This window comes from Streptomyces sp. NPDC111520, assembly GCF_055635295.1.
Genome location: NZ_JBVKBW010000022.1, coordinates 51,803 through 78,757, shown reverse-complemented (window position 1 = coordinate 78,757; position 26,955 = coordinate 51,803). Strand labels below are relative to the sequence as shown.

The 26,955-nt window shown below is 71.2% G+C and carries 26 protein-coding genes; 9 read left to right on the top strand and 17 right to left on the bottom strand.

The genetic code is table 11. The features are described from left to right. Nucleotides 1-20 precede the first annotated feature (20 nt). From ACZ7MY_RS36165 to ACZ7MY_RS36155, 3 genes are all read right to left on the bottom strand, one after another. Nucleotides 21-1,142, bottom strand: a complete 1,122-nt coding sequence (locus ACZ7MY_RS36165) for a peptidoglycan-binding protein (protein WP_499608698.1) — start codon at nt 1,140-1,142, stop codon at nt 21-23. Between the two features lie 73 nt (nt 1,143-1,215). Further along, entirely contained in the window at nt 1,216-1,767 is a 552-nt protein-coding gene (locus tag ACZ7MY_RS36160; RefSeq protein WP_499608696.1) for a hypothetical protein, read from the bottom strand. A gap of 77 nt (nt 1,768-1,844) precedes the next feature. After that, nucleotides 1,845-2,441, bottom strand: a complete 597-nt coding sequence (locus ACZ7MY_RS36155; protein WP_499608693.1) for a ParB N-terminal domain-containing protein — start codon at nt 2,439-2,441, stop codon at nt 1,845-1,847. 510 nt (nt 2,442-2,951) lie between these two features. Here ACZ7MY_RS36155 and ACZ7MY_RS36150 point away from each other — a divergent pair. The 6 genes from ACZ7MY_RS36150 (at nt 2,952) to ACZ7MY_RS36125 (ending at nt 6,567) form a co-directional block, all read left to right on the top strand. Further along, entirely contained in the window at nt 2,952-3,827 is an 876-nt protein-coding gene (locus ACZ7MY_RS36150; protein ID WP_499608692.1) for a hypothetical protein, read from the top strand. After that, the gene (locus ACZ7MY_RS36145; protein ID WP_499608690.1) at nt 3,824-4,126 is read left to right on the top strand and encodes a WhiB family transcriptional regulator; all 303 of its coding nucleotides are present in this window, start codon (nt 3,824-3,826) and stop codon (nt 4,124-4,126) included. Before ACZ7MY_RS36150 ends, ACZ7MY_RS36145 begins: the two co-directional genes overlap by 4 nt. Nucleotides 4,127-4,206: 80 nt before the next feature. Beyond that, a complete protein-coding gene (locus ACZ7MY_RS36140) occupies nt 4,207-4,503 on the top strand; it encodes a hypothetical protein (RefSeq protein ID WP_499608688.1) in 297 nt (98 codons plus the stop codon). Beyond that, entirely contained in the window at nt 4,500-5,528 is a 1,029-nt protein-coding gene (locus ACZ7MY_RS36135) for a hypothetical protein (protein WP_499608685.1), read from the top strand. The genes ACZ7MY_RS36140 and ACZ7MY_RS36135 overlap by 4 nt, the downstream gene beginning before the upstream one ends. Before the next feature lie 11 nt (nt 5,529-5,539). After that, nucleotides 5,540-6,376, top strand: coding sequence for a P-loop NTPase family protein (locus tag ACZ7MY_RS36130; protein WP_499608683.1), 837 nt, complete (start codon nt 5,540-5,542; stop codon nt 6,374-6,376). After that, the gene (locus tag ACZ7MY_RS36125; RefSeq protein WP_499608680.1) at nt 6,373-6,567 is read left to right on the top strand and encodes a hypothetical protein; all 195 of its coding nucleotides are present in this window, start codon (nt 6,373-6,375) and stop codon (nt 6,565-6,567) included. Before ACZ7MY_RS36130 ends, ACZ7MY_RS36125 begins: the two co-directional genes overlap by 4 nt. Nucleotides 6,568-6,653: 86 nt before the next feature. Here the strand turns inward: ACZ7MY_RS36125 and ACZ7MY_RS36120 are convergent, their stop codons facing one another. The 3 genes from ACZ7MY_RS36120 to ACZ7MY_RS36110 are packed head-to-tail and all read right to left on the bottom strand — an operon-like array spanning nt 6,654 to nt 9,603. Then, complete coding sequence (locus tag ACZ7MY_RS36120; RefSeq protein ID WP_499608677.1) at nt 6,654-7,493, bottom strand: hypothetical protein; 840 nt, start codon at nt 7,491-7,493, stop codon at nt 6,654-6,656. Further along, the gene (locus ACZ7MY_RS36115; RefSeq protein ID WP_499608675.1) at nt 7,490-8,392 is read right to left on the bottom strand and encodes a ParA family protein; all 903 of its coding nucleotides are present in this window, start codon (nt 8,390-8,392) and stop codon (nt 7,490-7,492) included. The genes ACZ7MY_RS36120 and ACZ7MY_RS36115 overlap by 4 nt, the downstream gene beginning before the upstream one ends. Nucleotides 8,393-8,412: 20 nt before the next feature. Then, entirely contained in the window at nt 8,413-9,603 is a 1,191-nt protein-coding gene (locus ACZ7MY_RS36110; protein ID WP_499608673.1) for a ParB/RepB/Spo0J family partition protein, read from the bottom strand. 95 nt (nt 9,604-9,698) lie between these two features. Here ACZ7MY_RS36110 and ACZ7MY_RS36105 point away from each other — a divergent pair, with 95 nt between their 5' ends. Beyond that, the gene (locus ACZ7MY_RS36105) at nt 9,699-10,160 is read left to right on the top strand and encodes a hypothetical protein (protein WP_499608670.1); all 462 of its coding nucleotides are present in this window, start codon (nt 9,699-9,701) and stop codon (nt 10,158-10,160) included. Between the two features lie 111 nt (nt 10,161-10,271). Further along, complete coding sequence (locus ACZ7MY_RS36100; protein ID WP_499608668.1) at nt 10,272-11,495, top strand: ERF family protein; 1,224 nt, start codon at nt 10,272-10,274, stop codon at nt 11,493-11,495. A gap of 74 nt (nt 11,496-11,569) precedes the next feature. Here the strand turns inward: ACZ7MY_RS36100 and ACZ7MY_RS36095 are convergent, their stop codons facing one another. From ACZ7MY_RS36095 to ACZ7MY_RS36075, 5 genes are all read right to left on the bottom strand, one after another. Beyond that, nucleotides 11,570-12,040: a hypothetical protein gene (locus ACZ7MY_RS36095; RefSeq protein WP_499608666.1), complete on the bottom strand. Its 471-nt coding sequence runs from the start codon at nt 12,038-12,040 to the stop codon at nt 11,570-11,572. Between the two features lie 287 nt (nt 12,041-12,327). Further along, complete coding sequence (locus ACZ7MY_RS36090; protein WP_499608664.1) at nt 12,328-12,744, bottom strand: hypothetical protein; 417 nt, start codon at nt 12,742-12,744, stop codon at nt 12,328-12,330. Then, complete coding sequence (locus tag ACZ7MY_RS36085; protein WP_499608661.1) at nt 12,741-13,217, bottom strand: hypothetical protein; 477 nt, start codon at nt 13,215-13,217, stop codon at nt 12,741-12,743. The genes ACZ7MY_RS36090 and ACZ7MY_RS36085 overlap by 4 nt, the downstream gene beginning before the upstream one ends. Before the next feature lie 151 nt (nt 13,218-13,368). After that, the gene (locus ACZ7MY_RS36080) at nt 13,369-13,695 is read right to left on the bottom strand and encodes a hypothetical protein (RefSeq protein WP_499608658.1); all 327 of its coding nucleotides are present in this window, start codon (nt 13,693-13,695) and stop codon (nt 13,369-13,371) included. Nucleotides 13,696-13,740: 45 nt separating this feature from the next. Beyond that, nucleotides 13,741-16,755, bottom strand: coding sequence for a carbohydrate binding domain-containing protein (locus tag ACZ7MY_RS36075; RefSeq protein WP_499608656.1), 3,015 nt, complete (start codon nt 16,753-16,755; stop codon nt 13,741-13,743). A gap of 143 nt (nt 16,756-16,898) precedes the next feature. On the opposite strand from ACZ7MY_RS36075, the gene ACZ7MY_RS36070 reads away from it, so the two are divergent. Next, on the top strand, nt 16,899-17,156 hold the full coding sequence (locus tag ACZ7MY_RS36070) for a DUF6372 family protein (RefSeq protein ID WP_499608654.1): 258 nt from the start codon (nt 16,899-16,901) through the stop codon (nt 17,154-17,156). A gap of 96 nt (nt 17,157-17,252) precedes the next feature. Here ACZ7MY_RS36070 and ACZ7MY_RS36065 read toward each other — a convergent pair whose 3' ends face one another. The 6 genes from ACZ7MY_RS36065 to ACZ7MY_RS36040 all read right to left on the bottom strand — a co-directional run bounded on the left by ACZ7MY_RS36065 (nt 17,253) and on the right by ACZ7MY_RS36040 (nt 26,851). Then, nucleotides 17,253-18,455: a hypothetical protein gene (locus ACZ7MY_RS36065; protein WP_499608652.1), complete on the bottom strand. Its 1,203-nt coding sequence runs from the start codon at nt 18,453-18,455 to the stop codon at nt 17,253-17,255. Further along, the gene (locus ACZ7MY_RS36060) at nt 18,455-19,417 is read right to left on the bottom strand and encodes a hypothetical protein (protein ID WP_499608649.1); all 963 of its coding nucleotides are present in this window, start codon (nt 19,415-19,417) and stop codon (nt 18,455-18,457) included. The genes ACZ7MY_RS36065 and ACZ7MY_RS36060 overlap by 1 nt, the downstream gene beginning before the upstream one ends. 75 nt (nt 19,418-19,492) lie before the next feature. Then, the gene (locus ACZ7MY_RS36055) at nt 19,493-20,884 is read right to left on the bottom strand and encodes a hypothetical protein (protein ID WP_499608646.1); all 1,392 of its coding nucleotides are present in this window, start codon (nt 20,882-20,884) and stop codon (nt 19,493-19,495) included. A gap of 669 nt (nt 20,885-21,553) precedes the next feature. Beyond that, the gene (locus ACZ7MY_RS36050) at nt 21,554-22,531 is read right to left on the bottom strand and encodes a hypothetical protein (protein ID WP_499608644.1); all 978 of its coding nucleotides are present in this window, start codon (nt 22,529-22,531) and stop codon (nt 21,554-21,556) included. Further along, nucleotides 22,531-26,721, bottom strand: a complete 4,191-nt coding sequence (locus tag ACZ7MY_RS36045; protein ID WP_499608642.1) for a hypothetical protein — start codon at nt 26,719-26,721, stop codon at nt 22,531-22,533. Before ACZ7MY_RS36045 ends, ACZ7MY_RS36050 begins: the two co-directional genes overlap by 1 nt. After that, the gene (locus tag ACZ7MY_RS36040) at nt 26,714-26,851 is read right to left on the bottom strand and encodes a hypothetical protein (protein ID WP_431959437.1); all 138 of its coding nucleotides are present in this window, start codon (nt 26,849-26,851) and stop codon (nt 26,714-26,716) included. Before ACZ7MY_RS36040 ends, ACZ7MY_RS36045 begins: the two co-directional genes overlap by 8 nt. Nucleotides 26,852-26,955 lie beyond the last annotated feature (104 nt).

The following is a 26,955-nucleotide window of genomic DNA, read 5'->3' as shown; positions in this document are numbered from 1 at the left end:
TGCGGGCCGACCCGCGGGGGTCAGGAGAACAGCAGCTTCCAGGTCAGCGGGCCGGGGATGCCGTCCGCGTCGCCCCGAAGCTGGGGGTGGGCGAGCTGGAACGCGCGGACGTTGAGCCGGTCGGCTTCGCCCCACGACGGGCCGGGGCCCTTGCTGTAGTGCTTGCCGAACCCCCGCTTGACCAGCTGCTTGCCGAGCTGGGTGACGTAGACGTTCGACTTGCCCGGGCCGAACTTACCCGCTCCCGGGTACTTCGGGGCCGCGGGCGGCTTGGGCTTCACGGGCGGCTTGACCGGAGGCTTGACCGGGGGCTTCACGGGCGGCTTGGCGGGCGGGGTGACGCCGTGGGCGTTGTCGGGCAGGTTCAGAGGCTGGCCCGGCTTGATGTGGTTCAGGTCCGTGCCGGGGTTCACCGCGGCGAGCGCGGCCAGGGTGATCCCGGCGAGCGCCGCAATGGCGGTCGCGGTCGTCCCGGCCCACACGATGACGCGCTTGTGCGCCGGAGGCTTGGCGCCGGCCGCGGCCTTCGCGGCGGCGAGGATCGCGGCGAAGGGGATGTGCCCAGGATCCCCGTGCAGGTTCTCCGTCACGTGCATGTGGCCGCACCAACCGCGGAAAGTCGACCACTTGCTGCCGGAGAAGCGCACGCCGTTGTGCGCGCCGTACGACGCCGGGTAGGCGGGCCACTCGCCCGCGCCCGGGCCGGACAGCGGGATGCCGTTCTTGAGGTACTGCCAGGCCATGAACGCTGCCAGGTCGCGGATCGCCCACGATGGCGCCTCGGGCCAGTAGATGTGCTGGATGCCGCGCTTCGCCCAGGCCTTGTGGGTGGCCGGATCGCACGTGCCCACGAGCTCGATCTGCACCGCGTCGGCCGTGTTGGTCTCGACGCCGCCGGGGGCGTTGACGAGCGCCCGGGCGGACCGGTCGAACGGCAGGTGCTGGCGGAACACGAGCCGCTTGCGGGCGAAGTCGGGGCCGCCGGTGATGTGCGGGGCGCTGGCGCCTCCCGCGTAGTCCGTGAAGCCGGTGCCCTCGGTGGTGTGCAGGATGCCGCGCTTGGGCTTGATCTTGTCGCCGGGGTACTTCTTGCCGAACCAGTTCTTGGTCCGGTCCGCGCCGGGGTACAGGGTGGCGGTCATCGCTGGCGTGCCTTCCGGGTCGGATGCGGGAAGGTCGGCAGCGTGGCGGGCCGGTACGGCTTGCGTCGCGGCCTCAGTTGGCGTCGTCGCCCTGGTCGTCGCCGTCGTCGGGGTACGTGAGGGCGTGCAGGGTGATGCCCAGGCGCTCGGCGAGGGCATCCGCGTCGGTGGTCTCCACGGCCACGGGGCCGCCCTGCGGGCCGGTGATCTCCAGCACCGTGGCGTCCTTGCCCCACTCCGCCCGGTGCGCGCGCTCCAGGTACCAGGAGATCGCGCGGAAGTCCGGCCCGGCACGGTCGACGGTGGTCTCTTCCACGATTTGGCCGGTCTCCGGGTCGCGCAGCTTCCGGGTGACCTCCTTGACGACGAACCCGCCGTTGATGAGCCGGCGGAGCTGCAGGACGGCCCCGGCGTGGGCGAGCTCGCGGGCGTGGGCGATCTTCTCCAGCAGCGTCACAAAGGGTTCTTCGGCCGGATCGGGCTCGAGGCCGTCAGCTTGCCGGGCGGCTTCGTCGCGGCCGCGGGCGAGCCACGTCATGAACGTGGTCCGGCCGATGCCGGCCACCGCCGCGGCGGTCTGCACGGGCGCGCCCTGGCGGGTGGCGTCGATGAGCTTGTTCTCCACGTCTGGGCTGAGCAGGCGTGGGCGGTGGGCTGGGAGTGCCCCGCTCGGGTGTCGGGGCTTGCGGCGTGCCACGGTGGTCAGCCGTCGATCGGGCGGCCGCAGGCGTGGCACGTGCCGTCGGGGCTGTTCCCGCCGGGAACGCCGAGCTCGCCTTGTCCGGGCGGGGTGTCGGCGTCGTCTTCGTCGTCGCCGAGGTGCAGCAGGGGCACGGCCTGGTCCTCCTCGCCGAGCGATGCGGCGGGGGCCGCGCGCAGCAGCTCGTCCATCTCCTCGTCGGACATGGCCAGGCTGTCGAACAGGTCCGGCTCCTCCGTGACCAGGTCTTCGAGCATGGCGGCGAGTACCCGTTCGTCCCAGCCTCCGGCAGCCGTGAGCCGGTTGAGCTGGATGATCAGCGCTTCGGCCTCACGGTCGTTGCGGGAGGCCCAACCACGGGTGATGGGCACCAGCCATCCGCCGTCTTCGTCCAGGATCAGCCCGCCGGGCATGGACTCGCCGTCGGCGTACATGTCGATCAGAGCTTCGCGGCGGCCGTGGCCGCCGATGATGCGGCCGGTGCGTTCGTCGGCGATCGGCATGTCGACGAACCCGTGGTCGCGGATGGACGCCTTGATGCGGGCGAGTTCGTGCTTCTTCGGGTTGCGGGCGGCCGGGGTGAGGGCTTCCAGAGGCATGTAGGCCGTCCAGCGTGGGGCGACAACGCTCGGGGGGGTCGTCACGCTCGGGCCTCGTCTTCCTTCCGGTGCAGGTGGGGCCGGACGGGCAGGGTGCAGGCCAGCGAGTGCCGCGGGTTCCAATCCGCGCACCCCGCTCGCTGTGCGGGGCAACCAGGAGGACGTCGCCCGCACCTTGCCCGTCCGGGTGGTGCTTCCGTCCGGCCCCTGGTTTCCCGGGTAGGGGCCGGCCGGGGCCCGCCCGGGTGGCGCCGATGGTGCGCGGCCGGTGGCGCCGGGGCAGGCCGGGGCGCACGGTAGGGCCGCTGTTGGGTTGTGTCGCGTGCTGACATTGCGCCAGGGGGGCAGTGTTGACTTCCAGTTGTGCGGGTGTAATGTTCTGGGTGGCGGGTTGAGGTAGCTCTCAGCCCCCGGGGGCCTGTCACACCTGCGGCAACTCCGCCGTTCCCTATAGGTGTGGCGCCGCAAAGGTCCCGCCCCCGTTACCGCACTACGGAAGGCACGTCCGTCATGACCGACGACACGGGTACGAACCCGAGCGACCCCACCACCGGCATGGACCCCGAGGCCGTCATCGACAGCTTCATCAGCAAGGGGCACACGGTGTTCGACGCGCTTCGCGCCAACCCCCTCACCATGGACCTGGGCTACAAGGGCCCGCTCGGCGCCGCCGACACCATCCCCGGGGACAAGGGCGTCACGGAGCAGACCAGCACGGAGGGCACCACGGGCCTGTCCGAGGAGGCCATACAGGCCTCGTTCGACAAGGCCGTCAACGAGCTGCTGGTGACCGGCGCCATCTCCCACCCCGACGAGCTGGACGACCCGTCGGCCACGACGGCGCGGGCGAAGGCCGCTGAGCCGTCCCTGACCGAACTGGCCGACGATGTCACGGCGTTCTGGGTGATCTCCATGCGCGCGAAGCAGTTGAAGGAGCAGCGGGAAGCCGTCCTGCGCTTCCGGATGCTGCAGCAGTTCGAGAAGGACAAGGTCGACCGCATCGGTGTCTACATGGACGATGTCCAGACGGTGAGCTGGTCCGTGACCAAGCCCACCCCGGGGCCGAGGATCACCAAGCCGGACGCCTTCACGAGCTTCATCGGCGTGAACTACCCCGACCAGGTCCAGATGGTCTTCAAGGTCCTCGACGGGTTCCAGAAGGCTCTGTTCAAGCGCCTTGAGCGGGTGCCGGGCACGGACGCGATGGTGGACCCGCTGACGGGGCTGATCGTGGAGGGCGTCGAGTGGCAGGCGCCGAAGCCCTCCAGCATCTCCCCGAGCTGGAAGGACGACGGCAAGGACCGGCACCTGGAGAACATCTCCGCCGACGACATCGCCCGCATGTTCGCCACCGTCTTCCAGCACGGTTGGGAGGACGAGGCGTGATCGACGTATCCCGCATGCCGACCTTCCGCCGCGGGGTGTGCGTCACGGCCTCCGACGTGAAGCCCGACGACATGTACCCGAACCCCGCGGACGTGGAGGGCATCGCCTTCGCCAAGTCCGTGTGTGAGTTCTGCAGCGTCAAGACGCAGTGCCTGGAACGCGCGATGTCCCTGGCTGGCAAGAGCGACGAGGGGGTGCGCGGCGGCACGACCGCAGAGGAGCGGCGTGCGCTCCGCAAGCGCGCCCGCAGGCTCGCGCGAGAGGCGGCCAAGCGCACCGCCGACGCGGCCGCCGCCTGACCTTCCGCCCGCCACCGGCACCGGGGCCGCCCACGCACCTGCAAGGGCGGCCCCCGGCCACCTGCACAAGGACTCTCCCTGTGACCACCACGCAACAGGCTTGCCCGGAGCCGTGCCGCGCACTGCGCGCGGCCCACGCGGCACGCCTCACCCCTCGCGCGTTCGTCCTCTACACCGCGCTGGTCCTCGACAGCCCGCACGAGTACGTGTCCTGCGCGGACGCCGCCACCATGGCGCGCCTGACGCCGCACGAGACCCGGCACTTCGCCGGGGAGCTGATCCGCCGTGGCCTGCTCTCCCGCCGCAAGCGCCACATGGCCGGCGGGAAGCACATGCCTGTCACCTACCGCCCCATCCTGGAAGGCGCCGCCGCATGACCGCCCGTGACACCGTGGATGACGAGCTGGAGGTGCGCGCCGGGCGCCGCGCCCCCTTCACCATGGTCGGCGACTGGGTGCTGCTGTCTGGCGTCAAGCCCGCGGCGCACACCCTGTACTGGGCTCTGTCCGCGCACGTGTCGATGACGCGTGGCGACGCCGATGTGTGGCCGACGCAAGAGGTGTTGGCTCAGATCTGCGGGTTCTCGCGGACTCAGTCGCTGACCCCGTACCTCGATCAGCTCGTTGAGATCGGGGCCATCGAGATGGAGCTGATCCGCTACGCGGGCAACTCCCGCCAGCGGTACCGGTACACCGTCCACGAGAACCCCCCGGAGGGCTACACCGGCCCGACGTCCTTCAAGGACTTCTACGAGGCCCGCGGTGACGCTGAGGACGGCGTGGTCATCGTCCCGAAGGAGGGGCGGCAGGGCCAGGCCGGAGGAGAGGCCACGGCGGCCGCTCAGGCGGCCGCTGACGCCCCGAAAAAGCCCCGCAGCAGGGCCAAGGCCAAGCCGGGCGCCACGGAGGCTCCTGCAGCCCCCAAGCCCCTCACGGAGCGGCAGAAGACGGTCGCCGCCGCCCGGGCGAAGAAGGCTGAGGAGAGGGAGCGCGCCGCGGAGGAGAAGGCCAAGGACAAGGAGCGCGCGGCGGAGGAGGAGAAGGTTCTCGTGAGCCGCGCGCAGACGGCCGCGAACTGGTGGCTCAAGGACGAGGGCCCGAAGGTCATCGGCGCGCCGTACGCGGGGAACACCCGGTCGGCGTTCTTCGCCCTGCGAGGGATGATCCGCGACGCCCTGGCCGCCGGATACACCAACCGCGAGATCGGGGCCGTGCTGCGCGCTGGGCGCGACTACAAGCCGCAGCCCGACCGGTTCCGAAACGCTCTGGCCGCCGGGCGGTCCGGACGCCCCGCGACCGTGCCTAGCGGCCGCGCGCCGATGTACGACGACACGATCCACACGCGGAGCTCCGGCCCCGCCCACAAGCCCACGGCGGCCGAGATCGCCGCCGCACTCGACTGAGGGAGGTTCCTGTGTCTGCGCCCACCATGGCGTTCGCCGCACCCGCGAAGGTCGACGGCGAAGGCCTCGCCCGTCACGTGGCGGCTGTACGCAAGCTCATCGCCGCCGGAGTGGCCGAACAGCGCGACCGGGGCCGCCCCGTGGTCGAGCCTGCGCCGGAGCACGAGACCGCCACGGTGGACGAGCACCAGCGCGTGATCTTCGCGCAGGCCTGGCGCAACTCCTTGGTTCGCGCCCGTCACACCGCCTACGCGGGCTGGCGCCTCGACAAGCAGGCGCTCGCCGAGGACCCGACGGACTTCCGGCTCCCCGGTGGTGACCTGCCGCTGCTGGACGACCACCAGCACCCGGACATGCTGCGCGGGTGGCTGGACCGGCTTGTGGCCGGCACCGGCAAGAAGCGTCACGTCATCGGGTGGGGCGGCGTCGGCTCGGGCAAGTCGACGGGGCTGATCGCGCTCGGCAGCGCGGCGGTTCGGGCGGGCATCATGACCCGCTACGTGCGCCACGGGGACTACCTGCGGTGGACCCGGCCGGACGGTGCCCCGCCGGGCATGACCGCGCTGCAGGTCCGCGAATTCCACGACCGGGCAGGGCTGCTCATCCTGGACGAGCTGTGCGGGGAGATGGACGGCCAGGCGACCGAGTTCGCGCGGCGTGAGACCGCCGACCTGATCGACGCGCGGTCCGCGTCGGGGCTGCCGACGGCGTTCGGCACGAACGTGACGTTCGACCACGTTGCCGCGGTGCTGGGTTCGCGGTTCGCGTCCCGGATCGGGCAGAACGCTCTGGTGCTGGAGTTCCAGGCGCCTGACCGCCGGGCCCCGGTGCGTTGGGGTCGCTCGTGAGCTCCGGCCGCTTCGACGTCCGCGTGTTCTCCAGCGCCCCTGAGTTCAGGCCGCGCCGTGGCGTGGTGTGCATCCAGGTCGCGCAGGACGCGGACGAGGCTCGCCGATACATCGCGGAGGCGACGGCCGACGGGTACACCGCCGCGGCCTTCGAGCCGGACACGGCGCTCCGCGTCGCCCTGGACGGCTGACCCCCGAGACAGACCGATGCCCCCTGCCGGACTCCGGCGGGGGGCATCGTTGTTGCCGTGTCTCACGTGTGAGACACGGGCCCGTGTCACATCTCAAGGATGGCAACCAGCTCCTTGAGGTGGGCCGCGACTTCCTTCGCACGCTGCGGGTTCTCCTTGGCCAGGAGAAGCGCGGCGTTGGCGTCCACCCGGCTCAGCGCCTTGTCCACGCGGGCGATAGCCGACGACGGCGTGGAGCTCGGGGGCGCTGCGAGCTCGGGACTCTTGCTGTACCCGAGTAGGTCGCGGGCCTTGCGCAGTTCGTCCGGCGTGGGCTTCCCGGCCGCTTCGGCCTTCTCCCACACCTCGCGGACCGCTTCGGCGTCGTGGTCCTTCCACACCGGGTACAGCACCCCGACCTGGCGGGTGGACGGCTGCACGTCCGTGATCGGCGCCAGGGCCTCCCTGACCGGCTCGGAGTTGAGGATGCGGTAGCCCGCGGCCCGCGACAGGTTCCACCGGTCTTGCAGGTAGTCGGCGAACGTCGTGTACGGCTGCCCGCCGGGCCCGGCGAGCTCCAGGTACAGCTCCTCCTCATGGATCGAGCGGAGGGACGGGCCGGCGTCCTTGAGGAACGCCGCATCGGCCGCGCGGGCGGCGGCCGCGTGCGCGGTCTGCGCGTCGTGCACGCGGCGCTCGTAGAAGCTGAGTCGTTCGGCCCGGGTGGCATCGGCGGGCGGCTCGTCAGGCTCGTCGGCCTTCACCACGGCAGCCGGGGTGACCACCTCGGGGGCGGCCGCGGGCGCGGGCACGGCGGCCGCCGCGGCGGCGGGCGCGGCCTCGGTGGACGCTCCCGTGCCCGCCCGGTCGGCGAGGAGCTGGTCGCGGACGCTGGTGCCCGCAGGCTTCGCGGCCGGGACGGTCGTGGGTACGGCCCTGCGGCTCATGCGTCGTTCCTTCGGATCAGCAGGTCGGCGACCTGGTCGTAGTCGGAGGTGGCGGGGTTGGTCGGCTCCCATGCCCGGACCGGCACGGTGGCGGCAGGTGCTTCCCGGGCCCTCGGCGTGGCCCGTGCCACGCCGATGATCGACGTGGGGAATCCGCCGGCTACCTCGTCGGCGAGCTGCCGGGCATAGGCGCACTTGATCCAGTTGGCGAGGACGACCGCGCGGACGGTCAGCTCGGGGTTCTCCCGGCCCTGGATGGCGGTGATGGTCTCCGTGAGGGGCTGGAGCGCGCGGGAGTCCAGGCCGCTCACGTTGAGGGTGATGATGGCGTACTTGGCGGCGATGAGGCCGCCGATCGACAGCATGCCGAGGCCGGGGCCGCAGTCGATGAAGATGACGTCGAAGTGCTGCGTGAGTCCGGCGATCTCGTACTTGAGGGCCTGTTCGACGCCCGTGATCCGGGGGTCGGTCTCTGCGATCTCCAGCGCCTGGTCCGAGGGCACGATCCACAGGCCGTCGTACTCGGTGGCGACGAGGACCTTGTCCAGGCTGTGCGTGCGCCGGAACACGTCCAGGAGGGAGGGGTATCCGCCGTCGAAGAACTGCGGCATCAGCCAACTGGTGGCGGATGCGTCCTGGGGGTCCACGTCGATGATGAGGACTTTCAGGCCCGCCGCAGCGTAGGCCGCCGCGAGTTCGACGGTGGTGGTGGTCTTCCCTGCGCCGCCCTTCTGGTTGACCACCGCCATGACGACGGGGGCTTCCCCGACGATCGGCGGCAGTGTGGCGGGCAGCAGGATCTGGGGGCGCCATTGCTGGTACGGGGTTTCCGCGTCGAACGCGGAGACCACCTCCAGCTTGGGCCGGTCGGGGGCTAGAACAGCCAGGGCCGTGGACATCGGGGGCGTTTCCTTCCGGGCTACTTGTGAGAGGTCTTGAGCTGCTTGCGCTCCCAGGGCGTCTCCGGGACGTACCCGGCGTAGGCCTGGAGGGCTTTGACGTAGGCGAGGTCGCGCCCGTCCCACACGGGGCGGCGCTTGGATGCGGCGCGGAGCTCCGCGGCCGCCAGGGCGACGGCCAGCGCGGCACGCTGGTGCAGCTGCTCGTCGTCGCGTTCCAGGACGGTTTGGAAGTAGGCGGGGGCCGGCGTCACGTCGATGCCCTGCTGACCGGTGGCGCGCAGCCACGCCAGGGCGAGGGTGTGGGCCGTGTTCTGCTGCATGGGCGTCAGGAGCGCTGCGGCGAGGATCGGCGTGAGTCGCTCGGCGGGCGGCAGCTCCTTGGACAGCCAGTGCTTGCAGGCCTCTTGCCGGTCGGCGGCCGCGGCCTGGCGCTGCTTGTCCTCCCTGTCCCACGTGAGCGGGGCGGGCTTCTGCGCGGGGATGGCTGTCTCACTGTGAGACGCGGGGGCGGGCGTCTCACTGTGAGACGCGGGCGCGGCCGCCGCGGCGGGCCCCGCCAGGACCCGCGCTTTGGCCTCTTCGACGTGGATGCCCTCGGCTTCGATGAGGCGCCATGCGGCGGTCTGCTGCTCGGGGTCGTCCAGGTCGCGGAGCGCGCGGCCGGCGTCCGCGCCGAGCTGCCCGGCGTCGATGGCGCGCTGTACGTCGTAGGGCAGGGCGAGGAGGGCGATGCGGCGGGAGATGTGCGAGGGGGCGGTTGCCCACTCGGCGGCGATCTGCCGGTAGCTCATGCCGTCCTTGGCCTGGCGGGCGAACATCCGGGCTTCTTCGATCGGCGTGGCCTGCTTGCGGTGGAAGTTCTCCGCGAACTGGACGCGCTGCAGGTCGGTCGAGTCCGCCAGGTCGTCGCGGAGCAGGCACGGCAGTTCGCGCTGTCCGGCCATGAGGGAGGCGCGCCAGCGGCGCTCACCGAAGATGAGCACGTAGCGGCCGGTGATGAGCTCCCGGTGCTCGGGGTGTTCTGCGAGGTAGGCGGCGGCGGTGCACACCGTGGCGGGTTCGAGGACGCCGTCCCGGGTGATGCTCGCGGCCAGGCCTGCCAGGTCGCCCATGTCGCGCTCGTTGAAGGGGTTGGGCGCGATGTCGCCGAGCGGGATGTGGAGCACGTCTCCGTCGTCGTCGGGGGCCGCCGGGACGGCTTCGCTCATCGGGTGCTCCAGGGGGCGGGGGGCTGTGTCAGATGTGAGGGTAGTCTGCGCGGGGGGCTGTTCCCGACGGGAACACCAGATGAGGGGGGTGGCCGGTGGGCATTGACGTCCGTCCGGAGGATCGCGCGCTGGTGGCGGCCGCCGTCTCGGCGTGGGAAATCTCGGACTACGCCCGCGCCTTGGTGGGTGCTGCAGGGATGCCGCAGTCGGTTGAGACTCGCATCCAAGCCGCGCGCCAGCTACGGGTGTTGGCGCTGGAGCTGCTAGACCGCACGGCGATTGCCGCAGTGCTGGGCGGGGCGGACTGGGAGACCCTGGCGGACGCCTTGGGGCTGTCGCCGGAGACCGCGCAGGGCCGGTACGAGGAGGCGGCGCGGATCTGGGCGAGTCCGGAAGAGGCCACATGGACGGCCCCCGGGCAGGCCGGCGACCGGGACGTGGAGGGCACCGCGGCAAGTCTGGATGCCTGGTACGTACGACACCGGGACGGTACGGACATGCTGGATGAAAACGTGTCCGATCCTGTGTCACGAATCCTGCTACAGGATGGCCGTTGACAAGTCTGCGGGTGTAGTATTTGGGGCAGCGCGGGAGGTTAGCACCTTCGGCCGCGCATCCTCACCCGGACGATGAATCCGGGTACGCCCGCACACTGGAAGGCCGCTTCGATGACTGCCGCCACCGTTGAGAACACCCCCGACGCCCCCGCCGAGAACGAGCCGCCCAAGACGGTGCTGCAGGCCCTCGTGGCGGTGATGCGCGACATCGGCGCCGTGGGCAAGAACCGGGAGAACCGGCAGCAGAACTTCAAGTTCCGCGGCATTGACGACTTGGTCAACGCGGTGGCCGGTCCGATGCGCACCCACAGCGTGCTGATGTTCCCCGAGGTGGTGGAGCACGGCTACGAGATCCGCAGCGGCAAGAACGGCCACTACACGGTTGCCACGGTGAAGGTGAAGTACACCTTCGTCGGCCCGGACGGCGGCGAGCGGTCCGCCACGATCGTCGGCGAGGCGGCCGACCAGTACGACAAGGCCACCAACAAGGCGATGAGCGCGGCCCTCAAGTACGCGCTCTTGCAGGTCTTCATGATCCCCACGGACTGGATGGACGACTCCGACAAGCACAGTCCGCAGGCCGTGGCGTCGCCCATCGACTACTACATCCACCAGCTCCAGCAGCCGGAAGTCTGGTACAGCACCAAGAGGCTGGCCGGCCTGTTCGAGAAGGCGAAGGCCGCGAACCTCCTCGCCCACCCGGTGGACGACGGATACGGCGGGACCACGACCCTCGGCGAGCTGATCGGCGGCCGCGGCGCGGGGCTGGAGGCGGCGGAGCTGGAGCGGCAGGCCCGGCTCGCCAAGGAGAAGGAGGACGCGCAGCGGCAGGTCATGGCGGAGCACCCGGACCCCGACCCCGACCAGTGGGCCACCCCGGCCCCCGGGCAGCAGGCGGCCGCCACCGCGGCAGCCGCGCCCGTGTCTCACAGTGAGACGCCCGCCCCCGCCACGCCCGCGAAGGCCCCCACGGAGGCGAAGCAGCCGCCCGCGAAGCGGAGCGCCGACAGGCCCAAGCCCGCTCCGCCGAAGCTGCCGCCGTCGCCGCAGGAGATGGCGCACGCCGAGTTGCTGGCCCACGCGACCGCACAGGCGAAGATCCTCGGTGTCAGCCTGAACAAGCACCTCGGCCTCGCCGACGGCGTCGACCCTGCCACGGCCAAGGCGCCGCGCCTGTCGTCCGTCACCAGCGGCGCCCGCAACAAGGTGATCGAAGCGCTCCAGCAGCAGGGCCGCGCCACGACCGCCGAGGCCTACGCCAACGTCCGGAAGGGCTCGGTGTTCGGCCTGGCGAAGATCCTGGAGGAGACCCCGGAGGAGGCCGCCGGCCACTGACCGGACCCCGAAACGCCGAAGGGCGCACCCCGTGCGGGGGTGCGCCCTTCTCGTGTCTCACATGTGAGACGCGGCTACTCCTCGGGCTGCAGACCGGCCGCGTGGCGCTCCTCGCGCTTGAGCTCGATGAACCGCTGCGGGTGCTCGGCCGCCAGGCGCAGCAGGGCGCGGCGGACGGGGTTGCGGTCGGTGGTGATGCGGCCCTGGCGGGCCCTGTCGCCGTCCACGATCCGCGTGGCAAGGCGCAGCTCGAACTCCAGGTTCCGGCGGATGCCGTCCGTCCGGCGCTTGTACGCCTTGCGGGTCTCGCCCTCTTCCATGTCCACCAGGGGCCCATGGTTGCGGAGCAGCCGGTCTGCCTCCTGCTCGGTGCGGGCGACGATGTCGGGGTGCCGGAAGGCGACCGTGCGGGCTGCGTCGCGCTGACGGACGTGGAGCGCCACGTGCTCGATCAGCTCCACGGCGAACATTTCGCGGTCCGCCTGCTTGAGGAAGTCGACTTCTTCGGCGACCTTCTCCGGGTCCACCTCGGTCTGCCGGGCCATGGCGCCTGCCTCTCGTGTGCGGGCGGCCCGTGTGCTGGACGGGCCTGCATGTGGTGGTGGCCGCCTGGGCGTCGGTGCCTTCCGTGTACCGGATCCTCGCTCGGCAGGCTCCCCGGTCCCGGCGCACGCCCGTGGGGCGCTGCCGGTGGTCTCGGAACGGATGTGGTGCCGGCCCGCACTCCGAAAGGCAGAATGATCCGGCACCCGTCGTCCCTCAACGGAAGGCACCGGCGGCCAGGCGGCCACCGGTGCTCCCAGAGTAGCGCCCCCTCGGGCGCCTGCGGCCCCTACTCGCGGGAGGCCTCCCCGGCGCACGGCTCCAGGCACAGCCCGCCAGCGGCCCGGGTGGCGCACTGGCCTCCGCAGTCCACCGTCTTGAGTGCCGGAGACGTGGCGACCTCGAGGGCCTGGGCGATACCGAAGCGGTGCCACAGGGCGCTGTACGCGGCCTCGCATGCGGCGATGATGGCGAAGCCGGTGAGGCCGCCCTGCGCGATGAGCTCCGCGAGGGTGGTGGCGTCGGTGAAGGCGCCCGTGGCGGCGACGGTGGCGAGTCCCGCGATGATGGCCAGGACGACGACGATGCCCTGCTTCACGCCCTTGGACCAGTGGGGGCGCAGGATGACCGCGGCGACGAGCGGCAGGACGGAGCCGACGGCGGCGCCGTACGCGGCGGAGTGGGCGAGAACGTTCGAGAAGGTCATGAGGTGGCCTCCAGGTGGTCGACGGCGGGGGTTGCCGTGCTGCGGGGGGCCGGCCCGTGCGTCGGGTCGGCGATGTCGTCGCTCAGTTCTTCGGGGACGGGCGGCGGAGTCTGGCCGCGCTCGACCAGGAGGGAGCGCAGGGCGCGGATGTAGCGGACGGCGGCGGTGATGCGGCGGCGGTCGGCGGCGCGGCCCTCTTCCAGGACGGCGATCTTTGCCCCCTGTTCGGAGGACCGTGCTTCCAGGGCCTGCACGCGCTCGCGTAGGTCATCGCGGACGGACCGGGACTCGGTGAGCAGGGCCGTGAAGCCCTCCACGACGGCTTCGACGCCCTTGGCGTCGGCGGCACGGTCGTCTTGCTCCTCGGTGCGGGCGGCGTTGCGGACGCCGAGGCGGTAGGTCAGGTAGGGGCCTGCGACTCCCACGGCGGCGACGCCGAGGGGGACCAGGGCGGCATAGGCACCGGTTGCCACGGTGGTTCCTCTCGCCGGCGGCTTGCGTGGGGTGGGTTGGTGCGCGCGGGCGAGGGGCCCCGGTGCACAAGGGACGTTGAGAGCTCCCTTGCCCGCGCGTTGTGCCGTACCGTGCACGCCCGTCGGCGCTACCGTCCCCTGCTGGCCCGGGTCATGCGGGGTGGACGTTGCCGGGCGACTGCCAGGCGGCGATGGTCGCGGCGGGGGCGCGCTGCAGGGCGGTGGCCCATGCGGTGCGTTGCACGGGAAGGCTGCCGTCGGTGGCGGCCGCGTCGGCGAGGGCCTGCCCGGCGGTGAGCAGGGAGCCGATCCACTCGGGTACGGGGACGGACGGGGCGGTGGTCCAGTGCAGATCCCAGGCCTGCAGGGCCTCGTCGCGGCTGAGCAGCGGGTCTTGTGCGGTGGCGCCGCACATGCCGCACGTCCAGCGGTATCCCACGGTGTCGCTGCCGATGATGGTGACCTGGCGCTCGGTCATGGGGTGGTGTGTCCTTTCGGGTGGTGGGGGGTGGCGGCGGCCGGGTCACGCCGTGGGGATGCCTTTGACTCCGCCGAGCATCACCCACGACACGGTGCCGGAGATGTCGTCGATGGTGACCTGTCCGTTGGTGCGCACGGTGATCGCGGCGGTGCCGTTGGTGGCGTTGGTGCGGCAGTCCCAGCGTTCCTGGAACGGCAGGGTGAACGGCAGCGTGAACAGGACGCCGCCGTTGACCGGGGTGAAGCTCGCAGCGGGCTTCATGGTGCCGCGCAGGTCGATCGTGCCGTCCGGCCGTTCCTGGTAGGCCGGTGACGCGTAGGGGGCGCCGAAGGGCACCCATTGCGCGCTGTTGAGAGTGGCCGCGTGCCAGGTGTCGACGGTCAGGCCCTTGCCCGTGAAGGTGAAGCTGGTGTTGTTGGCGCGGTCGGCGGTCTGCGCAAACAGCGTGATCGTGCCCGTGCCGCCGTCCATGTAGAGGTTCGGGTTCGGACGGCTGCCGTTCTGGCCCATGTAGAGCTCGATGTAGCCGTGGTCGGCGGCATTCGTGGGGGTGGCCAGGTTGAACAGGACGCTGCCCTGGCCGTACTCCACGCCTGCCAGGGTGAAGTACCCGAGGGATCCCGACGCGTGCATGGTGGCGGGGTCCGTCTCGCCTGCGGCGCCCGTGAAGAATCGCAGGACGGGGTCGTGCCGGGTAGATCCGTCGTCCGGCACCATCTCGATGCGGGTGCCCGTCGCCCCGGTGCGCAGGGTGGAGCCGTTGACGATGGCCCCGGTGACGGTGCCGCCCGTGATGGTCTTGCCGGTGATGGCGTCGGCGGCGAGCGCGGCCGCCTGGATCGCTCCGGCTTTGATGTTGGTGGCGTCGATGGTGTTGGCGGCGATCTTGTCGCCTGTGATGGCGAGACCCTGGATCTGCGCGGCTGTGATGGACGCGGCCACGATCTTGGAGGCGTCCAGGGAGTTCGCTGTGATCCGGTCGCCCGCGATCGAGTTGGCGACCATCTTCTGCGTGGTCACGGCGCCGTCGGCGATCTGCGTGCCGCCGACGACGGGCCGCACCGCGGCGTTGTCGAAGTTGACGGTGCCCGCGAGCGCGCTCTTGACCTCGACGTAGATGAAGCACTTGGTGGTGGCCGCGGGGGCGGTGACGGTGCCCGTGATGCGGCGCCACACCCCCGACGCGGGCGGGGCTTCCGCGACAACGCCGAAGCCGAGGACGCCGCCTGTGCCGTTCTCGAACCTTGCGTAGATCTGGGCGAGGGCGCCGGAGGTGAGGGTGGCCGACGCCAGGTAGTCGACCGCGAGGTAGAGCTGATCGCCGGGCGCCAGCGAGAACGAGGTGAGCTGCAGGTTCCGGGTGGTGGACGCCCCGGACGTCATGTCGATCTTGAGACTCTTCGGGCTGCCGTTGCCGGTGGCGTCGATCGTCAGGAACGAGGAGGCGCCCACCAGGGCTGCGGAGTATGCGCCCTCGAAGGACGGGTCGCTGAGGATGTTCGCGCCGCCGCTGACGGTCAGCTTGTCGGTGGTGATGGCGCCCGCGGCGATGGCGGCCGCGGTGACCGCGTTGGCGGCGATCTCGGATGCGCCGATGGCGCCGGCCAGGATCTCGCGCGCCGTGATCGCGTCGGCGGCGATCTTCCCTGCGGTGACCGAGTCCGTGGCGAGCGCCGCGGTGGTCACCGATCCGGCGACCAGGTTCGTGGAGTCGACCACACCCGTCTTGAGGGCTTCTACGGTGACGCAGTCGACCTGCATCACGCTGGTGGAGTTGGGTGTGGTCGCCGAGTTGTAGTTGAGCCATACGTACGGGCTGATGAAGCGGACGTTGGCGTGGACGAGTCCTGCCGCGCGCGGGTCGTTGTTGGGGCCGGCGGAACCGTTGGCGCCTGTGGCCGCGCGGTCCTTGAGGTAGCCGACGACCGTCACCCAGCCGTCGGTGGTGGTGAGGGGCTTGGCCGACGCGGCCACGTAGTAGTGCGAGGACGCGTTGTTGGCGCCGAGCCGGTTGACGAGGGTGGTCTTGTCGGCGCCGACGCCCAGGACCCCGACGTAGAAGGCTTCGTTGCCGGGCACGGGTGCGGTGAGCCGGACGCGGGCGCTGACCCGGTAGACGATGCCCGGCTCGTACGCGATCAGGGTGTTGCCCTGGATCCGGATGTACCCGTGGGCCTCGCCGACGGTCTGGCCCGTTGGGGCGTCCAGGACGCCCGACAGGTGGGCCCAGGTCGAGCCGGGCTGCGAGTCGGTGACCTGCCATGCGGCCGGGTCCGCCATCGCGTCCACGTAGCGCTGCGCGGCCAGGTCCGAGAGCGCGCCGCCGAGCGCGTTCATGGTGACCGCGCCGGGGCCGATCTTCCCGACGGTGACCGCCGCGGCGGCCAGCTTTTCCTCGAGGATCGCCCCGTCGGCGATGGCGGTGCTCTTGACCGCGCCGAGCGCGATCTTCCCATCGGTGACCGCTTCGTCCGCGAGCTTGAGATCGTCAATGATCCCGTTCAGCAGGTCGTCGCCGACGACCTTCCGCGCGGCCGCCGTCGCGGCCTCGGACGGCGCCCCGGGTACCCCCGCCTTGGTGACGGCGATGAGCCGCACGTACTGCGGGGTGTAGAGGTCGGTGGCGACGGCGACCGACGCCCCGGTGGCGGTCTCGATGGTGGCGGCCGGCGCCCCGGTGTCGACCGGGGCCTCGGCGGAGGGGAGCAGGTGGATCTGGATGCGGGCGAAGTCCGAGGGGGCGGTGCCCGCGTCGGTGAACAGGCCGTCCCACGTGACCTGGATGGCACCGATGACGCCCTCGGCGATGGGCGTGGTCGGCGTGGGCGGTGGCTCCGGCGAGTGGTAGACGACGGCGGCCGCGCCGTCGTCCTGGACGCCGATGGAGAGGGCCAGTTCCCCGTCGGCGTCGAACACGTCGAGCGTGCCGCCGTCGACGGAGGTGAAGCTGGCTTGCGCGGACCGCTCGATGGAGTCGAGTCGGCGGGAGAGCTGGTCGAGCTGCTGTGCGAAGCGCGTGACCCGTACCCGCGCGTTCAGCTCCTCGTTACTGATCACGGGGCGGAGGGTGCGAGCCCGCGGTGGCTAAGGTCGCGCCCTCACCGGGGCAGTTAGGGCTGCCTTACCTGTGATAAGTCCCAGAATCACAGGCAATTTTTGGGGGGTGTCGGCACCCCTCCCGGAGGCTGCAGACTGACCCCATGAGCACCGAGGCGCAGCATCCCGTCCTGACGATCCGGCTGCGCTTCTTCTTCGCGTGGGAGCAGCACCGCCCGGGCGGCTGCCGCTGCGTATGCCGGATGTACCACGCGGCGCCGGAGGGCGGCGTGTGCATGGAGGCCGCGGACCCGGGTCTGCTGATCCGGGTGGCGAGCGATTCCTTCAAGACCGAGGGGCCGGTGCCCGTGTGCCGGTCCTGCTACACCGCTCTCGGGCCGCTCGCCGAACCGGAGGCCTGAGCGGCACGGGCGGCCAGGCGCCGACGCATGTACTCGCCTGCCTCTGCAGACGGTGGTGTGCGAAGCGCCTTGGCGTAGGCCGCGGCGGCCGCCCGCTCAGGAGTTGACGGCATCGGCACGGGACAGGGTCAGGATCGCGGTGCCGGCCACGGGGTCGATCTCCTCCGCCATGACCCGGTGCCACACTGCGAGCTCCCCCACCCACGGCACGTCGACCTGGACGAGGATACGGTCGCCCATGGCCCACGAGCCCAGAGCCGCATTGGGGTGGTCGCATATGGCGATCTGCGGCACGGTGAGCAGCTGGCTGTGCTTGGCCAGCCAACTGTCGGCGGACTTGCGCAGGAGCGCTGCGTTGCTCGTGCCCTTGGACGTGATGACCCGGGCCCGGCGCAGCCGGTTGTCGCCGCCGCGGTGCACGGTCACCTTCGCCATCTTCCGGCCCGTGCCCTTGCCGAGGACGAGCAGCTCGTTGGCGTAGTCCTCGCCCTGGCCCTCGGGGTTGGCCATGGCGATGATGTTCTCGCCCTGCGCGAACCGCAAGTCGTTGCGGGTGCGGCCGAGGCGGCGCGTGCCGAGCAGCAGGCGGTGGCTGATCTTCTGCTGGGTGCCGTCCCAAGAGTGGTACTCGGCGAAGTCGGCGTGCGCCAGGCCCATCACCTGCCGGATGAGGTCCCCGCAGTCGGGGGCCTCCCACCACACCACCTCGTACGGGTCGTCACCGCTGGAGGCGCCCAGCAGGTAGCCGCTGTCGTGCTTGTCCACGACCAGGCCCAGGTTGCCGAACTTCTTGCTCTGCAGGTGGCTCCACACGGTGCGGACCATGTCGTACGCGTCGAGCCGCTTGGAGATCGTGAACTTCTCCTTGGGCATCTTCTTCTTCGGTTTGGATCCGTCGATGTAGCCGTCGTGGTTCTTGTCGACGTACTTGGTCTTGACGACCGTCTTGAGGCCGGAGTGGATCTCCGGGCCGGTGTACGCCATGCCGTTCGGGTACGCATTGAAGCCCGCGCACTCGACCTTGTACGACTGCCCCTCCCACGACATGTGCGTGACGATGCCTCCCCACCGGATGCGGCCGTGGAACTCGGCGTACAGGGCCGTCGACCACTCCTCCAGGACGCGCAGGCCGTCGGGCTTGGCCTGCAGGCGCACATACTCCGGGTTGATGCGGCCGATGAGCTGCCCGGGCCCGTTCAGCTCGCGCTTGGGCGCCTGGTCCAGGACGAGCGGCACGTCCCAGTCCAGGAACTGCCCTGTCGTGGCGCGTTGGGCAATGAACCGCCAGCCTGCGGTCATCAGTCGGCGCTCGGGGCCTGGACCCAGGTGACGGCGAGCTGCACGGTGGTGCCGATGTCGGCGTTGATCGGCTTGTCGAAGCCGGGCTTGCCGATCCCTTCGAGGGCGACGGGCTGCATGGTGCCGCGCAGCTCGGGCGCCACGGCCACCTCGCCCCCGGCGATGAGCGTGATGCGGCCGGCGGAGCTGGTGACGTAGTCGGCGACGACCGCCTGATCCCCCAGGCGGACGCGGAGCTGCCCGCGGGCCTCGGTGGCGTCCGGCTTGAGCAGCCCGGCCCACGTGCCTTCCAGGACGGCCCGGGTCGCCCAGCTCGGCACGCGCATGTTGACGGTGGCGTTGAGCGGGAATTCCTCCCACTCGTCGGTGATCGGGCCGACCGAGTCAGGAGTGGACCACTGCCCAGAGAGGGTGCTGACGGCGCGCCGCACGCGCGGCTGGGTGAGCTGCCGCAGATCGGTGACCATGGCCGCGGTGACCGAGGAGGTGTTCGCGGGCAGGTCGACGCGGGCGAGGGTGATCGCCGAGTCTTCCGGCCGCACCTCCTGGATGCTGGTGGTGCCGGTCGGGACTCCGCTGATCACGCGGGTGAACACGTACGGACCCACGGCCGGGTCTTCGGGGATCGGCCACTGGTCGTCCAGGTTCGGGTCCTCGATGCGGGCGACGATCAGGTCGGAGCGCGGGCCGGAAGAGTCCGTCGGCTCGATGTCGACCTGCTCCGCGGATGCCATGCGGGCGACGTAGCCCTCCGACGGCTGCCCGGCGAGCGGCAGGTGGATGACGGCCAGGCCTGGCGCGACGCTGACGGCATCGCTGGGAGCCGGGAGGGCACTCACCCGCAGGTCGGTCGCCTCCACCACTCCCTCGCTGCCGCCGGCCCCGGCCCACGCCAGAGCGCGCACGATCTCGTTGGGGGTCTCCGAGCCTTCGACGTACCAGGGCACACCGTCCCAGCTCACGGGCACTCTCCTCGCTGTGGCGTCTGTTGGGGACGCGGAGGAGGGTGCGCGGGCGGGGTGCCTTGCGTCGCGGCGTCACTGGGCGCCGTCCGGGGCGAGCCACGGCTTGCGCCAGGCGCCGGACGGCTCGGCGTCCGAAACACACCACTGGGCGAACGTGGCCGTGGCTCGGGCTTCTTCGGCGAGCCGGGCCGCGAGGGCGGCGAACGCGTCCTTGGCGGCGGCCCGGTCCTCCCACTCGTTGCGGGGCTTCGGCGGCTCCGGGACGGGGTACTCGTCGAGGTTGGTCGTGATGGCGGCCCGCGCGGCCTGGTTCGGGATGGTGCTGGCGGGGGCGCTTTCCCGGCAGGCCTGGCAGCGGCACGTCTCGTCGTCGGCGGGCAGCAGCTCGGGGCCGGCGGGGGCGAACATGCGGCGGATGCGGGCATGGAGGTACGCGGCCGGGTCGTCGGGCCGCCACGGGTGCCCGGTCGCGGCGTCGAGTCCCCAGCAGCGGGCCCACATGGCCAGCTCGATGGCGATGAGTGCCGGTTCCCACCCGCGATCGAGCAGCGGCCGCAGGGCAACTTCCAGGCGCCGCAAAGGGATGCGCTGAGCCCAGGTGACCAGGGGCCGGATCTGGGCGGCCACCTGCAGGCCTGCGCGGACCTGGTGCGGGCGGCGGCCCGGCCGGGTGTCTGCGGGGCGTCTGGCGGGCCTGCGGCGGGGGTTTTCCACAGGTGCTTCGATCTTTGGCTCCGGCTGAGCCGGGTCTTTCCTCTTCCCACCTACCTCAGCAGTACAGGACTCCTGTGGCTGAGACCGGAGGGAAGGGGTGCAACGCGGCTTGCGTCGGCGGGAGACGACGCGGGCTTCATCCACAGCCCGCGCCCGGCCCTCGGCGGTGTAGCCGCTGATGCGGGCGTAGTAGCCCTCTCCGGCGATGCGTCGCCCCATCGCTTCGTCCCAGATGCGGGGCACGGCCAGGGCGTAGATGGTGGCGGTAGCGGCGTACCCGTCCCGGCCGCGCCGCTTGCGCGCGTTGGCCCGGCTGCCGTGGGTGTGCCACACCAACAGCCCCAACTCCCGGAGGTAGCGGACATGGTCGGCGACACGGCGGCGGCTCAGCCCGACGCGGGCCGCGGTGCCGTCCCAGTCGTAGACGACCTGGCCGCGCCACCCGACACGGGCGGCGATGTCCTCGGCCACTCGAATGGTGGACGCGCCGGCCTTCGGATGCAGGCCTGCGCCGACGGCCCATACCGTCGCGCGCAGGAACTCGCGGGGGTCATGAATCGCCCGGGACGCGGTGGCGTTGAGCTGCTGCGATGCCTGATCGGCGACGAGCTCAGCGGCGGCCGCCGTCGCGGGTGGCGGCGGTGACGCGAGGCTGTTTTCGTGATGTTCCGCGCGACGCGCGACCCAGGGTGGGTGGCACTGCGCGAGGGCATGCGGCATTATTGCCGTGGCTCCCTTCGTGGAGAGCATGCGGAAGCCCCCCTTGGGGGGTCTGGCCCTTTTCGGGGCCGCTGCCTGGAGAAGCAGTGAAGTTCGGCCCGTGAGGGCCACGCCGCCGGGGGTGGAAGCCCGGTAGCGCTGACGTGAGGCCGTCAATCGGACTCAGGTGGGGTGGAAGCCACCAGAGGCCAGGACGGCGGGGTCGGGATGCAAGGGCCGGGGTGGAAGCCGGCCCGGGAGAATCCGCCCCGGAAGACTTAGATCATCACCATCCCCCTATGGGGTCAGCGGACGTGCGCCGTACTGAGCCCAACGACGGGAAGCCCCCACCGGATGTGTCCGGAAGGGGAGGCATGGAGAGACCCACCGAGCGGCGCGCGTGAGGCGCGGCACTTTCTCGGTGGGTCTTGTTGCGTCCGGGGGGGCGCATGCGGGTACGCTGCATCGCATAGACCTCCTGCTTAGGTCTCCGGCCCCGAACCGCCGCGCACAGCGACTCCTACATCGCTGCGGCTGGCAAGGGGCCGTTTTCTTTGGCTGGCGCCAGCTTCTCGGTGTGTCGGGCACACCTTTGGCTGACTGCGGCCGATCCTAGCCCTATCTGCCCCCCTGGGGCACACACCAAGGGGTTACGGGATCGCGTGTCGGCAATCCCCCGGACGCCCCAAACCACCCCGGAGGCTGACGGCCGGTCATCGGTCAGAACCAGCCATAGGCGTCCTGCCACGAACAGGTGACCGGACCCCACGCGCCCAGGGGAACCTGGAAATCCGCACCAAAGGCGTAGGTGCCGGGCGGAACGAACATATCGGCGAGCCGGGTTGAGGCTCGGTCCAGCAGGTGCGCGACCGATGCCCCGGAGGACGTGCGCACCGTGCGAACCCAAGGCCGCGGGTCCACCCGCACCCAGTCGCCCGACACGATGGACATGCCCAGCTTGAAACGGACCTGGTCGCCGATCCAGACCGTCGGATTCAGCGCGGGCCCGTTGATGGTGATGACGGGCCACGTGGACATGTCACCGCGCATGGTCACCGACCCGCGGGCAGGTTGGCTGATAGGGGGCCTGACCGGCTTCGGTCCGACGGGCACCACAGGGGACTTCGTGCTGATGGTGACCACGTTCGAGCTTGAGTCGTACCAGCGGTCATCAGCGCACTGGAAGTCGGCGACGACCGGGGTGTACCCCTGGCGGAACAGCTTGGAGTGCGCCGGGGCGAACCGCCGGGGCCGTCCGTACGCGACCCGGGTCCGCGCCTCCGTCTGGTGGTACAGCGAGGCGACCGTTCCAGCCCCCGCGCGAACCGCGTCCGCCCGCCAGATCGAGCGGAGCTTGCTGAGGGCGTTCTGGTTCGACCGTCCCATGAGGGTGCCCGCCGGCAGGTGCAGCAGGTTCGCCTTAGTCCACTCCGCTGCCTCCGTGACCGTGTTGAGGCTGTTCGGGCCCCACGTCGACACGGCTGCCTCGAAGGTGACGCTCATCGCCCCCATGTAGTCACGGCCGAAGCGGATGCCGTCCTCGCCGGGAAGCGGCTGCTCACCGTTGTTGGCGTCGCCGAAGGTGATGTCCGGTTCCTGCGTGAGCAGCATCCCTGTGCTCTCCGTGCCGAAGATCAGGTCAGCGCCGGGCAGATGCCCCCTGGCGCTGTAGGCCAGACGCCACTGTCCCGCCAGCATCAGATACCTCCCATGCGCAGGCGCCGCAGCTCGAACAGGGCGTCGCCGATGCCGTCGCTGACGCTGTCCGCCTGCGTTGTGATCGTGAGATCTCCGCCCACCAGGGCGAGGGGGCCGCGGCCGGCTACCCCGGCCTGCCCGGCCCTGCGGGAGGACCGGAACAGGGCGTCGGCGCCGCTGAACCCGCCGTCGGAGAACCACTCGACCGCGCCGCCGAAGCGGTCGACCACGTTCTCTACGACGGCCTTGGACCGGGAGCGCTTGTCGGCCGCGAGGGGTACGTAAGCCTCGCCCCCGGTCTCCCGCTCCGCCCACACCCGCATGGCGCCGGCCGGGGCGATCTGCGCGACGTGGTTCTCCCGCACGCCGCCGTCGGCGTAGAAGTCCATGACGCCGCCGTTCGCCTGCGCCTTGAGCACGCCCTGCGGCAGGCCCGAGCTGCGGTAGCGCACGGGGATGTTGATGGGGATGCCCCGGAGGTCGTTGACCCGGTTCTGGATGGCGTCCAGTTCCCGGATCGTCTGCGCCTTGGGCACGGTGATCTCGACCTTGCCCTTTTCCAGGTGCGTGACCTTGTAGCCGAGATCCTTGAGCTCCTTCTCGGCGAGCGCAGTCGGGGCCTTCACGACGACGCTGGAGCCCTTCGGCATGCCGTTCACGGCGGTGCGGACCCGCTCCAGGTCGGTGGAGGCCTTCTCGATCTCGGCCTTCACGTCGATCGAGACGCCCCTGCGGTCAGCCTCATCGACCAGCGCCATGATGTTCGCCAGGTCCGCGCGGGGCTTCCCGATCGGCGCCCGGACCTCGATCTGCCCGTTGGGCAGGGTCTTCACGGAGTAGCCGATGGCCTCCAGGGCGGCCCGTGCCTGCGGTGCCAGGACGGACACGGTCGTGACCTTGTTGCCCTTGATGTTGTCGAGCTGCTTCTGCACCGCGAGCATCTGCTGCGAGGCCTCGGACTCGGCGCGGAACTCGAACGCGGTCTTCACCGTCTCGGGGATCAGCCCGAACTGGTCGGCGATCTTCCCGGCCTGCGTGGCGGTCAGCCCGAGGCTTTCCGCGTAGTCGATCGCGGCCTCGCGGGCGCGGACCATCTCCTGCCCGGCTGCCTTGGCCTGCGCCGCGGGGCTACCGCCCTGCGACTTGGCCCGGTCGGCGGCCGCGATGGCGGCCGAGTCGGCCTGCTGCTCCAGGCGCTGCAGAAGGTCGTACGCGGTCTGCCCCGTCTCGGTGACCGACGACAGGTTGCCGCTCTTGTCGAGTAGCCCCTTGGGCGGCTTGGCCTTCCGGCCCTTCTTCGCGTTCTCCTCGTTGGCCTTGGTGTTGGCCTTGGTCGCCTTGGTGACCTCGGTGATGGCCCGGTTGACCTCGAGTTGCGCGTCGGCGTACGAGCGCTGCTTGCCGGACAGCAGGTCGATGGTGGCGCGCAGTGCGTCGGTGCGGGAGTCGGCGTCGAGCGTGGTGTCGGCGAGCACCTGCACGGCCTTGGTGAGGCGGCTGTAGATGGTGGTGCCGTCCGCGCCGACCTGCTTGGCCGCCGACAGGAAGTCGGCGTTCGACTTCTTCGCCTTGTCCAGGTTCCCGGACATGCCGTCGATGGCGTCCGCCGCTTCGAGTGCGGTGTGGCCCTCCTGCGTCATGATCGGAAGCACGCCTTCGGCCGTGACCTGCATCCGGGTCATGCCCTGGGCGGTGTCGCGCATCTGGTCGGCCACCGTCCCGAGGGACGGGGCCAGGCCCAGTGCGGAGTCGGTGAGCTGCCGCAGGCTGATGCCCTGCGCCTCGGCCACCTCGGCGACGGTCTTACCGGTGTCGCCGACCTCCTTCTCCTGGAACTTCTTGGCGACCAGGCCGCGCACGTTCTCGTCAATCTCGCCGTTGGAGTCGCGGAGGGCCTGCGCCAGGTCCTCGATCTCCGCCCGGTGCGCCCGGGCCGCTTCGGCGTTCTTGCGCTGCCTGTCCATCAGCAGACCGAGGCCGATCACGGCCCCGGTGATGGCGATGCCCCACGGCCCGCCGAGGGCACCGGTGAGGCCGCTCACCGCGCCCCGGAGGCCGCCCATGCGGCGCCCAGCGGCCTGCACCACGCTGCCGACACCGGACACGGTCCGGCTGAACCGGTTCGCGCCCTCTGCGGCGCTGGAGAAGCCCCGCGCGTAGGCGCGCTGGACTCCGGCGATGGTGCCGGACTGGCGGGTGAAGCGGTCGACGGTGGCGCTCAGCCGGGACACGCCCTGTTCGGCCCGCTGCGCCGTGGTGCCGATGCCCACCAGCCGGTCGAAGACGCCGCCGACCAGGCGCACGGCCTTGAGGACGGTCAGCAGGGACAGCAGGCCGCCGACGAACAGCGCCAGGCCGGGCACCGACTTGAGGAGGAACGCGGTCGACGACGCGAGGGTGTCGATGGCGTGGATGATGATGCCGATGCCGCCGCCGGCCGCCGACAGCTGCGCGAGCACTTCCGCGAGCGACCCGAAGGCGTCGATGACCTTGGGGCCCACGTCGCGCCCGAGTTGGTCCAGGAAGTGCCCCACGCCGGGCAGCAGGTCGTAGCGGAGCGACTGGAGCATGCGGACCAGGCCGTTGTCCTCGGACATGCGCCCGAGGCCGCGGCCGATGTCGCCGAGGATGCCGACGACCTCCGCGAACGCGGGGCGTGCGCCGTCGAAGAACTCCTTCATGCGGTTCTGGCCCGCGACGGAGTTGGACCAGATGCTGAACTCCTGCAGGGAGTGCGTCAGCCCGTTGAGGATCGAGTCGCCGGAGTCGGTGGCCGCCCGTCCCATGGCCTTGAGGCCTCGCCACAGGTCCCGCGTGGCCAGGGAGAACTGCGAGGCCTTGTCCCCGGCGCGGTCCAGGAACCGGGCGAGGGTGCCGGTCTCCCGGCCGACCGCGATGGACGTCTGCAGCCACCGCCCGGACTGGGCGATCCAGCCGGCGACCCGCTGCGTGAGCGGCGCGGACGCGACCAGGAAGTCCAGCAGGGCGTGCCCGAGCGGCCCGAAGGCCTGCCCCATGCGCTGCAGGGCGGACGACGAGGAGCCGACGACGCGGGTGAAGTCGGCGCGGAACAGGGGGGTGCGGAAGAACTGCGCGGCCCGCTTCGAGCCGTTCCCGAACGCGTTCGAGACGTCGTGGATGGCGTTGCCGAGGATCGGCAGGACGCGCTCCCCGGTGGGCTTGATCTCGTCCGCGAGCTGCTTGAAGACGGCCCGCTGCGCATCGAGCTTGATGGACTTCCACGCGCCGCCGAGACTTCGCACCCCGGCGATGGCCTTGATGACGCTGCTGTCGACGCCGTCCAGGGCCTTCTGGATCTGCTGCTGCTCGGACTTGGTGAGCTTGGCGCCGCTGTTCAGGGCCTGCTGCTGCTGGGCGTAGGCCTGCGCAGCCTTACCCACCCCGCCGAACGCGGTCTTGAGGGACAGGAACGCCAGGCCTCCGGCGCCGATCAGGCCGGGGATGGCGCCCAGGATGCCGACAGCAGGCGCCAGCGCGGATATCTCGGCGGTCAGGCCGGTGAGGGCCGCGCCGATCGTGCCGACGGCCGGCTGCACCAGCGACGCCAGGCCGCCGATCTTGAGGAGCGTGCCGAGGAACCCGATGCGCGGCTGCCTGATGCGGGGCGTGACCGGGTGCCGGTCGGCTTCGGCCTGCATGCGCGTCAGGGCCGAGCGCAGCTCGGAGATGGCGAGCTCCTGCAGGGGCCCGTCACTGTCGAACCGCACGTTGACGGTCGACGCGCCGTCTTCCTCCGCCTGCGTCAGGGCGCGCTGCAGCTCCTCGCGGACCTTGTTGCGGTCCAGGCGGGCCCGCACCTCCGCGGGCTCGGTGCTGTCGATGGCGCCGTTGACGGCGTCCCGCAGCGCGGTGCGGACCTGCCCCTGGTCGACCTCGGCGGCGACCCTGGCCTTGGCGCCGGTCGACGCCTCCGTGACGGCCTCTTCCAGCGCCGCGCGGACCTGAGCGACGTTGAACGCCACGTCCACGCGGGCCTTGACGTTCTCCGCCGCGGTCTCGATGGCCTCGGTCAGGTCTGCGCGAGCCTGCACCGCGTCGAACTCGGCGCTGATCTTGGCCACGACACCGTTCGCGGCCTCTTCGATTTTCGCCCGCAGCTCCGTGGCGAACTTCGACAGGTCCGCGACGACCGGAACTTCAAGGCGTCCGGCGACCTGGCCCTCAGCCATGGCGGACCCGGCCGGCGGCCGCCGCGGCCGCCATCATCTGCAGGTGCGCAGCCTGCCGAGGCGCCCGGTCGGCCGCGCGGTACGGGCGCGGGATCTCCCGGGGCTTCTTGCGGCGGTGGTCGGACGCCAAGATGGACACCTCTTCGACAAGCTGGGCAAGCAGTTCTTCGACCTGCCCCCATGGGGCGCGGGCCCGGTCTGGGCGGCGCACCTGCGCGTGCTCTGGCAGGCCCG